The 9839-nt window shown below is 71.6% G+C and carries 9 protein-coding genes and 1 other RNA gene; 5 read left to right on the forward strand and 5 right to left on the reverse strand.

What is annotated here, in order from left to right:
- Positions 1–50 precede the first annotated feature (50 nt).
- Positions 51–962: a DMT family transporter gene (locus Q8S40_RS09800; protein ID WP_304815856.1), complete on the forward strand. Its 912-nt coding sequence runs from the start codon at positions 51–53 to the stop codon at positions 960–962.
- A complete protein-coding gene (locus tag Q8S40_RS09805; protein ID WP_305670230.1) occupies positions 962–2515 on the forward strand; it encodes a D-aminopeptidase in 1554 nt (517 codons plus the stop codon). Before Q8S40_RS09800 ends, Q8S40_RS09805 begins: the two co-directional genes overlap by 1 nt.
- A 60-nt stretch (positions 2516–2575) precedes the next feature.
- Here Q8S40_RS09805 and recR read toward each other — a convergent pair whose 3' ends face one another.
- The 4 genes from recR to ffs all read right to left on the reverse strand — a co-directional run bounded on the left by recR (position 2576) and on the right by ffs (position 5738).
- On the reverse strand, positions 2576–3172 hold the full coding sequence (recR, locus tag Q8S40_RS09810) for a recombination mediator RecR (protein WP_305670231.1): 597 nt from the start codon (positions 3170–3172) through the stop codon (positions 2576–2578).
- A 159-nt stretch (positions 3173–3331) separates the two neighbouring features.
- Entirely contained in the window at positions 3332–3673 is a 342-nt protein-coding gene (locus Q8S40_RS09815) for a YbaB/EbfC family nucleoid-associated protein (protein WP_304815861.1), read from the reverse strand.
- A 6-nt stretch (positions 3674–3679) separates the two neighbouring features.
- Positions 3680–5590 (reverse strand): DNA polymerase III subunit gamma/tau, encoded by a 1911-nt coding sequence (locus tag Q8S40_RS09820; protein ID WP_305670232.1) that lies wholly within the window; start codon positions 5588–5590, stop codon positions 3680–3682.
- A gap of 49 nt (positions 5591–5639) precedes the next feature.
- Positions 5640–5738: signal recognition particle sRNA small type (ffs, locus tag Q8S40_RS09825), an RNA gene on the reverse strand.
- Positions 5739–5900: 162 nt separating this feature from the next.
- Here ffs and nudC point away from each other — a divergent pair.
- From nudC to Q8S40_RS09840, 3 genes are read left to right on the forward strand one after another with little or no spacing between them, the layout of a single operon-like run.
- Positions 5901–6830 (forward strand): NAD(+) diphosphatase, encoded by a 930-nt coding sequence (gene nudC / locus Q8S40_RS09830; protein ID WP_305670233.1) that lies wholly within the window; start codon positions 5901–5903, stop codon positions 6828–6830.
- The gene (locus Q8S40_RS09835) at positions 6827–7126 is read left to right on the forward strand and encodes a phosphoribosylamine--glycine ligase (protein WP_304815865.1); all 300 of its coding nucleotides are present in this window, start codon (positions 6827–6829) and stop codon (positions 7124–7126) included. Before nudC ends, Q8S40_RS09835 begins: the two co-directional genes overlap by 4 nt.
- Positions 7127–7178: 52 nt before the next feature.
- Positions 7179–8570 carry a hypothetical protein gene (locus Q8S40_RS09840; RefSeq protein WP_305670234.1) on the forward strand — a complete coding sequence of 464 codons (1392 nt, stop codon included), beginning with the start codon at positions 7179–7181 and terminating at the stop codon, positions 8568–8570.
- A gap of 44 nt (positions 8571–8614) precedes the next feature.
- Here the strand turns inward: Q8S40_RS09840 and Q8S40_RS09845 are convergent, their stop codons facing one another.
- Positions 8615–9490: a prephenate dehydratase gene (locus Q8S40_RS09845; protein WP_304814842.1), complete on the reverse strand. Its 876-nt coding sequence runs from the start codon at positions 9488–9490 to the stop codon at positions 8615–8617.
- Positions 9491–9839: the final 349 nt, after the last annotated feature.

The raw sequence follows: 9839 nt of genomic DNA on the forward strand, positions 1-9839 counted from the left end.
GGCCGCCCGTCACGCCGCTGGCGTGCCTGCGGCCCGACTGAGGGCAAGGAATGATCCCCGGCTGGATCGGCTTCACCGTCTCCGCGGCGCTGTTCCAGTGCTGGCGCACCGCGCAGCAGCAGAAGCTGCGCGGGCAGCTTTCGGTCAATGGTGCCGGGGTGGTGCGGTACCTGTACGGCGTGCCGGTCGGGCTGCTGATCTTCGGCCTCTACGCCGCCATCTTCGGCGGCACGCTACCGCCGCTGGGCTGGACGGTGCTGGCGCTGTGCGCCGTCGGCGGCTTCGGGCAGATCCTCGGCACCAACCTGCTCATCATGGCCTTCGGCTATCGCAACTTCGCCGTCGGCACCGCCTATTCCAAGACCGAGGCGATGCAGGCCGCCATCGTCGCGACGCTGCTGCTGAACGAGCATCTGTCGCTGTTCTCCTGGTTCGGCATCGCGGTCGGCGTCGGCGGCGTGCTGTATTTGTCGCTGGCCGGGCGCGGCACCAGCCCAGCGGAACTGCTGCGCGGCGTGACACAGCCGGCGGCGCTGTGTGGCATCGGCGCCGGCTTCTGCTTCGGCGTGACCGGCGTGCTGATCAAGATGGCCAACCAGGAGATGCCGGGCTCCGACGTCATCTTCAAGGCGCTGCTGATCCTGGTCATCACCAATGCGCTGCAGACGCTGATGCAAGGCAGCTACCTGGCGTGGAAGGAGCCCACGCAGTTCCGCGCGGTCTTCGCCACCTGGCGAGACAGCGCGCAGGTCGGCGCGCTGTCCGCCATGGGGTCGGCCTGCTGGTTCTCCGCCTTCGCCCTGGCGCCGGTCGCGCTGGTGCGCGCGGTGGGGCAGGTGGAGATCCTGTTCACCCTGGCCTTCAGCCGCTTCTATCTGCGGGAGAAGGCGACTCGTGCCGATGTCATCGGCGCGTTGATCGTCGTAGCCGGCGTGGTGCTGGTGCTGTGGGGAAGCCGCTGATGACCAATCTGGACCAGGTTCTTCGCGATCTGCCGCGCCGCTACCCAGGCCCGGGTGGCGCCATCGCGGTGCTGCAAAAAGGGCAGGTGCTGGCGCGCCACGCCTGGGGCTATGCGAATGCCGAACGCCGCATCCCCTTCACGCCGCGCACGCTGTTCCGCATGTGCTCCATCACCAAGCAATTCACCTGCGGCGCCATGCTGGAGGCGGTGGGAGAGCCGGAGGCGCTGGATGCCGCGATCCGCGCCCGCCTGCCCAAGCTGGGGAAGGCTGCGCCCGCCGCGCGGCTGCTGGCGCACAACCAATCCGGCCTGCGCGACTATTGGGCCGTCGCCATGCTGCACGGCGCGCCGGCGGAATCCGCTTTCGGCGATGTCGAAGCCGCGCGCGTCATCGCCGGCACCGCCAGCCTGCACTTCGCGCCGGGCACCCGCTATGCCTATTGCAACCAGAATTTCCGGCTGATCTCCGACGCTTTGCAGGAGGTCACGGGCGAGAGCTTCGCCGACCTGCTGCGCACCCGCATCTTCGACCGCGCCGGCATGGAAACCGCCATCCTGGCGGCCGATACGCGCGCCATGCCGGATGGCACCGAGGGTTATGAGGGCAGCCAGGCCACCGGCTTCCGCGCCGCGGAGAACCAGGTGATCTGGACCGGCGATGCCGGCCTGGGCGCCAGCCTGGACGACATGATCGCCTGGGAACGCCATATCGACGGCACGCGCGACGATACCGGCAGCCTGCACGCGCGCCTTTCCGCGCCGGTCACCTTCGCCGATGGCTCTGCCGCGCCCTATGGCTTCGGCCTCGGCCGTGGCGAGGCGTTCGGGACGCCGGTTCTCGGCCATGGCGGCGCGCTGCGCGGCTGGCGCAGCCACCGGCTTTATGCGCCGGCGCATCGCATTTCCGTGGTGGTGATGTTCAACCATCTCTCGGACGCCCATGCCGCGGCGCAGGAGGCGCTGGCCGCGCTGCTCGGCGCGCAGTTGCCGCAGCCGGAGGCCGTTCTGGCCGCGCCGGGTTGGCTCGGCGCCTACCGCGAACCCGAAACCGGCCTGGCGGTGCGGATCGACCACGCCGCCCCTGGCGTGGTGCGGCTGCGCTTCGGCCATGGCGCGGAGCGGCTCGACCTGCGCACCGACGGCAGCGCCGATAATGGCCGCACAAGGCTACGCCCGACGCCCCAGGGTCTGTGGATGGACCGGCCGCAGGAGAACCAGGCCAGCCTTCTCACACCCAGCCCCGGCGAGGCGCCGACCGACATCGCCGGCCGCTATCGCTGCGCGGAACTCGACGCCGATCTGCTGGTGAGCGATTCCGGCGGCCCGCCCTATGGCGGCTTTTCCGGCTTCCTCGGCCAGGGGCGGATGGAACTGCTGGACCCGATCGGCCCGGACCTCTGGGCGCTGCCCTGCTGGCGTGCCCTGGACCACACGCCGCCCGGCGACTGGACGCTGGCTTTCCGCCGCGATGCCACAGGCCGCGTCACGGGCGTCACCGTGGGGTGCTGGCTGGCGCGCAGCCTGGATTATGCGCGGATCGGCGACCGGTAGACCCAAGTATTTTCAGGTCAGGCGACTTCGCCTGACAACTCGGAAAATGCGCCGAACAGACTACGCCGGGCGGCGGGACCGCAAAGCCGCGGCCAGCGTGCCTTCATCCAGCACATCCAGCGCGCCGCCCATCGGCACGCCCTGCGCCAGCCGCGTCACCGCCACGCCGGCGGGCCGCAGCCGGTCCGTCACGTAATGCGCCGTCGCGGTGCCATCCACCGTGGCGGGCAGGGCGAGGATCACCTCCTCCACCCCCTCCTGCGCGATGCGGGCCAGCAGGGGGGCGATGGACAGATCCTCCGGCCCCACCCCGCCGAGCGGCGACAGCACGCCGCCGAGCACATGGTACAACCCCTGATGCGCATGGGCGCGTTCCAGCGCCCAGAGATCGGCCACGCCTTCCACCACGCAGACCAGGTGCCGGTCGCGCCGGGGATCGCGGCAGATGCCGCAGGGGGATTGGGCGTCGAGGTTGCCGCAGCTTTCGCAGGGCCGCACCGCCTTGGCAGCGGCTTCCAGCGCCTGCGCCAGCGGCAGCATCGTCTCCTGCGGCCGCATCAGCATGCGCAGCGCCGCCCGCCTGGCGCTGCGCCGGCCGAGGCCGGGGATGCGCGAGAGCAGGGAGATCAGGTGCTCGATCGGGTCGCGGTCAGACATGCCTGGGACCCATCATCCGGGTGCACGCGTCAGGGCTGCCGTGCTCATCGCGGCTGCCGAAAACCTGCCGTGGCTTTGCCACGGCAGGGCGACCAACTTCAGAGGATCAACACCATTCCGGGGTCCCCGCCGCGTTGCGCAGCAACGTGGTGGGGATTGTCAGAACGGCAGCTTGAGGCCACCCAGCCCCCCGAGCCCACCCGGAAGGTCCAGCCCGGCGGTCGCCTTCTGCATTTCCTCGGCCATCGTCGCCTCCACCTTCTGCTTGGCGTCGGCATGGGCGGCGACCAGCAGATCCTCCAGCACCTCCCGGTCATCGGCCACCATCAGGGAGGGGTCGATGGAGACGCGGCGCAGGTCGCCCTTGCCGGAGAGCAGCACCTTCACCATGCCGCCGCCAGCGCCACCCTCGACTTCCGTCTGTTCCAGCCGCGCCTGCATTTCCTGCATGCGGGTCTGCATCTGCTGGGCCTGCTTCAGCATGTTGCCGAGATTCTTCATCGCGTCTCAATCCTCCTGCGAAAGGTCATCATCCAGCCCGGCGGCTTCCGCGTCGGGTGGGGCGAAGTCGCGGCCCCCCTCGGCCATTTCCGCGGCCATCGCCGGCGCCAGGCCATAGGCATCCAGCGAGGCATCGCGCACCGCCTCGATCTTCGCGCCCGGAAAGGCGGCGAGCACCGCCTGCACCAGCGGGTGGGTCTGCGCCAGGGCCAGGCGGTCGGCTTCCGCCGTCTTGCCCTGCTCGGCGAGCGTCGGCTCGCCGCCCTCATTCACCAGGGAGACGGTCCAGCGCGTGCCGGTGGCGTCCTGCATCAGGGCGGTGATCTGCTGCGCCAGGTCGCGCGGCGCTTCCGGGCGGGGGCGGATCTCGATGCGGCCGGGGCTGATCCGCACCGGATGCACATTGAGCCGCAGATGCGCGTGCAGGCTGGGCTTCCGGCCGGAAGCGAGGGCCACGATCTCCCGGAAGCTGGAGGGCATCGGCGCGGGGGCCGCGACGGGTGCCGCAGCCGGGGCGGGCGCGGCCATGGCCAGCGCAGCGCCGCCGCCGCCCGCCATGGCGCGCAGCCCGCCACCACCTCCGCTGGGGGCGGGGCTGGGCGTGGCGGTGGCGGTGGCGGTGGCGGGACCGGCTTCGGTCAGGCGGCGCACCAGGTCGCCGGGGGTCGGCAGATCCGCCACATGGGCCAGGCGGATCAGCACCATCTCGGCGGCGGCGCGGCGGTTCACGCCATCCTGCGCCACCTCCGCCAGCCCCTTCAGCAGCATCTGCCAGGCCCGCGCGAGGACCGGAATCGCCAGCTTGCCGGCCAGCGCCGCGCCGCGGGTGCGCTCAGCCTCCGGCAGCGCCGGGTCGTCCTTCAGCGTCGGCACGGTCTTCATGCGGGACAGCAGGTGAACCAGCTCCAGCAGGTCGGACAGCACCACGGAGGGGTCGGTGCCGCGGGCATGCGCGCCCTCGGACAGCGCCAGCGCCGCGGCGGTGTCGCCCGCCATCAGCGCTTCCATCAGCTCGATCGCCAGGCCGCGATCGGCAAGCCCCAGCATTTCCGTCACCAGCCCGGCAGTGACGGCCTCGCCACCCGCCAGCGCCATCGCCTGGTCCAGGATGGAAAGCCCATCGCGAACCGAACCATCCGCCGCGCGGGCGACCATGGCCAGCGCTTCCGCCTCGGCGGGGACCGCTTCCAGGTCGCAGATGCGCGAAAAATGCGCCCTGAGGGTTTCCTGCGGCACGCGGGCCAGGCGAAAGGTCTGGCAGCGGGACAGGATGGTGGTGGGCACCTTCCGAAGTTCGGTTGTCGCCAGCATGAACTTCACGTCCGGTGGCGGTTCCTCCAGCGTCGTCAGCAGCGCGTTGAAGGCGGCGTTGGACATCATGTGGACCTCGTCCAGGATGATGACCTTGAAGCGCCCCTGGGCCGGGCGGAAGCGCAGGCGTTCGCGCAGCTCCCGCACATCGTCGATGCCGTTGTTGCTGGCGGCGTCCAGCTCCTGCACGTCCGGGTGGCGGTCGGCCAGGATGGCGCGGCATTCGGAGCAGACGCCGCAGGGCTCCGGCGTCGGCCCGCCCTTCCCGTCCACGCCGATGCAGTTCAGCGCGCGGGCGATGATGCGGGCGGTGGTGGTCTTGCCGACGCCGCGGACGCCGGTGAGCATGAAGGCGTGATGCACCCGCCCTTGGGCGAAGGCATTTTTCAGCGTGCGGACCAGGGCTTCCTGGCCGATCAGGTCGGCGAAGGTGGCGGGGCGGTATTTGCGGGCCAGCACGCGGTAGGGTGTGGCGGCCTGGGCTGGTGTGGGTGCAGGGGTCAGGGCCGGTGCGGCGGGCGCCGGGTCACCGAACAGGCCCGGCCCGTCCTGCGGCGGCTCGGGAATCTCGTGTTCCAGGGGGTCGCCAAAGATGTCGCTGTTCATCGGGGCGCTGTCCGGGAAGCGGGGGCCCGGATGCCAGGGCCGCGGGAAAGGTGGAAGATCGGCGGGCGACCCGCGCGAGAACTCGTTACGGCTGCTTCCTTCCGGACCTGACCGGGTTGGCGAGGAGCACGTCCGTCGCCGACCTTCCACCCCCAATATCGGGCCTCGGACGCCTCGGGGCAATGCCCCCCACCCCGGACCAATTCCCAAAAATAGATGAGGGGTCCGGGGAGAATACCTTCTCCCCGGCCTTGCCTGCCCCGGCGCCCTCAGTTGCCCCCGTCACAGCCGCGTGGCAGGGTCCGCGGCGATGCTCTCCGTCCCCGCCAGCCGCCCCAATGCCTATACAGGCAGCCCGATCGACCGTGCGGGCACCCGCCGGGACGATGCCGACTGGATCGCCCAGGCGATCGCCGACCCCGAAACCCTGTTCGCCCCCGTCTGGCGCAGCCGCAGCCTGATGAAGGGGGTCGAGGATGGCCACCCCGAGGCCGTGCTGCTGACCGGCGGCGCGGCGGAGGCCGTGCGCATGGCCGGCGGGCCGTGGGCCTTCCTCGGCATCTGGGAACAGCGCCCGGTCTTCGCCGTGGATTGCTCCGCCGCCGAGGACCCGCTGCCGCTGTTGCCCGAAGGCATGGGCGACTTCACCGACCTCCGCCAGGTGGCCGGCCTGCTGCCGCCAGGGGAGGCTTCGGTGCTGGCCCATGCGCGCGGGCTGATGCATTGGCGCACCCGGCACCGCTTCTGCGGCGTCTGCGGCCATGAATGCGCGCCGCGCAGCGCCGGCAACGCCATGCAATGCACCAATTGCGGTGCCCAGCATTTCCCGCGCACCGACCCGGCGGTGATCATGCTGGTGGTCCGCAACGGCCGCTGCCTGCTGGGCCATTCGCACCGATTCCCCAATGTGGCGATGTATTCCACCCTCGCGGGCTTCGTGGAGCCGGGCGAAAGCCTGGAGGAAGCGGTACGGCGGGAGGTGATGGAGGAAGCGTCCATCGCGGTGGGGGATGTGCTGTACCATTCCTCCCAGCCCTGGCCCTTCCCCGCCAGCATCATGCTGGGCTTCCATGCCGAGGGCCTGTCGGACGAAATCCGTATCGACCCGGAGGAATTGAAGGACGCCCGCTGGTTCACGCGAGAGCAGCTGCGCGACCCGGCGGCGCATGGATTTTCCCTGCCGCGCGTCGATTCGATCGCCCGCCGGCTGATCGAGGATTGGCTGGAGCAGGACGCATGAAAACACTCCTTTCGTCCCTGGCTGCGATCCTGCTGCTGGCGGGTTGCGGCGGCCGCGCGGCGCCTGTGCCGGTGACGGCCGAAAGCCCGGCCCAGGCCGAATGCCGGGCGGAGGCACGGCTGGCGCCGGCGGTGGCCGAGGAATCGCGCCGCGTGGTGATCGGCCTGCCGAGCAGCGAGGAACGCTTCGACCAGGCGCGTCGTGCCGCCGAAAGCCGTGCCTTCACCGATTGCCTGCGCCGCCGTGGCCTGGCCCGCGGGGGTGGAGTCGAACCGCTGCGCCAGCCGGGCTTCTGACCATGCCGCGCCGCGTGCTTCGCCACGCCTTGCCGGGGCGGAACCCGGGGCGATGAGCGGTGCCACCCCGCCATCCCGTGGCCTGGTCGGCTTTCTCGATGCGCTGCGTGATGCCCAGATGGTGGTGGGCTGGGCGGCGGACCCGAAGGACCGCGCGGCGCGGCCGGTGATCCGGCTGATGAGCGGGACGGAGGTGTTGGCCGAATGCACCGCCGATGTGGCCCGTGACGATGGCAACCCCGGCTTCCGCCTGCGCGCGCCAATGCCGCTGGCGCCGGAGGATTTCCTGGAGGGCCGGGTGCGGGTGCGGGCGCTGCTGCCCGGCCATCAGGCGGGCACCACGCTCGCCATGACCCGGCGGATGCGCGAAGAACTGGAAGGCGCCGCGGGCTGGGAGCCGACGGCCCGACCGGTCGCGGAGGCGGCGCCGGAGGCACGACCGGGCCCCGCCCCTCCCATGCCCGCTCCGCCGGCGCCCAGCTCTCCGGAGCCGCGCCCTGCCGAGCCGTTCCAGCCGCCGCCCAGCACCTGGTCTGCGCCTGGCTGGGTGCCGCGGCCGCCAGCGCCGGGGGAGCGGCCGGAGAAGCTGCGCGCAGCCCCGTCGGCGCCGCCCGCCCCCGCCGCATCGCCGGCCACCGCCCAGCCCGCGGCGCCGGTCGCCATGGCGCTGCCCGCGCTCGGCCCGGACCCGGACCCCCCACTGCCGCCACCCCTGGCGCCGATGCAGGCGCTGGCGCGGCTGGCCGAAGCGGCGGGGCGGCCGGTGCTGCACCTGCTGGTGCCGGCGCGCGGCTCGGTGCTCGGTGGCGCGGCCAGCCCGGGCCTCGCGGCGCTGGAGGAACTGGCGGCATCACGGCCGCTGCTGGCGCGGGACTGGGTGCCGCTGCGCCACGCCTTTGCCCGGCTGCCGCAACCGGCCACGCTATGGCGCCTGGATGGGTGCAGCCTGTCGGTGGAGGGCTGCGCGGCGCTGCTGACCACCCTGCTGGCGGTGCTGCAATTGCGCTATCCCAAGGCAACGGGGGATCTGGCTGGCGCCGCCAGCCTGATCGCCCGTGCCGACCTCGGCGCGCTGCCGCGTCGGGATCTGCCGGCCACCTCCGCTTCCCCGGGGCGGCAGGCCTTCCTGGGCGTCTCGGTAGCCGAGACCGAGCCGGCGCTGCCCGAGGCGCTGTTTGCCGACCTGCCAACGCCGCGTGCGATGGGGCCAGCCCTGCCAGGTCTGGAAGCCTGGTCCACCGTCGCCGCGCCGCTGCCCTGGCGCGTGGTGGTGCTGGCCGAGCCTGGCCTCGGCGGCAGCGCGGAGCCCGCCCGGATCGGCTGGTGGCTGCGCCGGATGGTGGCGGAATGCGTGATCAGCGAGGCGCTGCACATCGCCCGGCCGCAGGCCGCGCTCGGGCCTGAACCGGACCTTGTGCTGACCCTCGCGGCGGAGCCGCGCTGAAGTCGCCCGGCGGAGCCGCGCTGAAGTCGCCCGGCGGAGCTGCGCTAATTCCCTTCCCGCTGTGCCAGCCGCAGCTTGTGCGCGCGATAGGTGCCGAGCACGCGGAGATCGGCCGAGAAATAGGACAGTTCCTCCAGCGCCCGCGCCAGGCCCGGCTCATCCGGGCGGCCATCGACATCGGCCAGGAACTGCGTCGCGGTGAAGGCGCCGCCGACCATGTAGCTTTCCAGCTTGGTCATGTTCACGCCATTGGTCGCGAAGCCACCCAGCGCCTTGTACAGCGCCGCCGGGATGTTGCGGACGCGGAAGACGAAGCTGGTCACCCAATCCCCGTCATCGAAGGGCGGTGCCAGGGCCTGGAGCGAGCAGACATAGAAGCGCGTCGTGTTGTGCGCCGCGTCCTCCACATTCTTCCGCAGGATATCCAGGCCGTAGATCTCGGCCGCCAGCTCGCTGGCAATCGCCGCATCCTCCACCCCGCCGCGCGCCGCGATCAGGCTGGCGGCGCCGGCGGTGTCGGCCTCGATAACCGGCTGCAGGTTGAGGTCCTTCAGCAGGTTCAGCACCTGGCCGAGCGCCACCGGGTGGCTGTGGGCGCGCTTCAGCGTGGCGATCGAAGCCCCGCGGGGGGCAAGAAGGCAATGCTCCACCCGCTCGAAATGCTCGCCCACCACATGCAGGCCGCTATCGGGCAGCAGCCGGTGGATGTCCGGCACGCGGCCGGCCAGGGAATTCTCGCAGGGCAGCATGGCCAGGCCCGCGCGCCCTTCCCGCACCGCCGCGATGGCTGCTTCGAATGAGGCGCAGGGCAGGGTGGTCCAGCCGGGATAGGCCTGGCGGCAGGCCAGGTCCGAATAGGCGCCGGGCAGGCCCTGGAAGGCGATGACGCCCGAGGGGCTGCCGGAAGTGGCTTGGGGCATGGGGTGCGAAGGTCCTGCGCGCGGCATCCGTGCGGGTTGTCGTTAACCGCCGGCGCCTATATTGTCCGGCAGGTTTTACGGCAGGCGGGAACCGGCGCAAGCCCGCGGCAACGGCCTGTTTTTCATGTTGGCCTTGCGGTGGCCCGGTTGTGGCAGCCCGCAGCGGCGCTTCGGAAGGGTGCACTCCAGGATGAGTCTGGAAGTCAACAAGGTGTTCGCCGCGGTCCTGACCGCAGGCGTGGTCTTCATGGTCTCGGGCGTGATCGGTGGTGCCATCGTGCATCCGAAGCGGCTGGAGACCAGCGCGCTGGCCGTCGCCACGCCGGAACCCGCCGCCGCGCCCGCCGCC

The organism is Falsiroseomonas sp. (assembly GCF_030695085.1).
GTDB lineage: Bacteria > Pseudomonadota > Alphaproteobacteria > Acetobacterales > Acetobacteraceae > Falsiroseomonas.

What these genes read in the sequence shown, in the direction of transcription:
- Q8S40_RS09800 (WP_304815856.1), top strand. Translation starts at nt 51, where the DNA reads ATGATCCCCGGCTGGATCGGCTTCACCGTCTCCGCGGCGCTGTTCCAG.
- Q8S40_RS09805 (WP_305670230.1), top strand. Translation starts at nt 962, where the DNA reads ATGACCAATCTGGACCAGGTTCTTCGCGATCTGCCGCGCCGCTACCCA.
- recR (WP_305670231.1), bottom strand. Translation starts at nt 3,172, where the DNA reads ATGTCTGACCGCGACCCGATCGAGCACCTGATCTCCCTGCTCTCGCGC.
- Q8S40_RS09815 (WP_304815861.1), bottom strand. Translation starts at nt 3,673, where the DNA reads ATGAAGAATCTCGGCAACATGCTGAAGCAGGCCCAGCAGATGCAGACC.
- Q8S40_RS09820 (WP_305670232.1), bottom strand. Translation starts at nt 5,590, where the DNA reads ATGAACAGCGACATCTTTGGCGACCCCCTGGAACACGAGATTCCCGAG.
- nudC (WP_305670233.1), top strand. Translation starts at nt 5,901, where the DNA reads ATGCTCTCCGTCCCCGCCAGCCGCCCCAATGCCTATACAGGCAGCCCG.
- Q8S40_RS09835 (WP_304815865.1), top strand. Translation starts at nt 6,827, where the DNA reads ATGAAAACACTCCTTTCGTCCCTGGCTGCGATCCTGCTGCTGGCGGGT.
- Q8S40_RS09840 (WP_305670234.1), top strand. Translation starts at nt 7,179, where the DNA reads ATGAGCGGTGCCACCCCGCCATCCCGTGGCCTGGTCGGCTTTCTCGAT.
- Q8S40_RS09845 (WP_304814842.1), bottom strand. Translation starts at nt 9,490, where the DNA reads ATGCCCCAAGCCACTTCCGGCAGCCCCTCGGGCGTCATCGCCTTCCAG.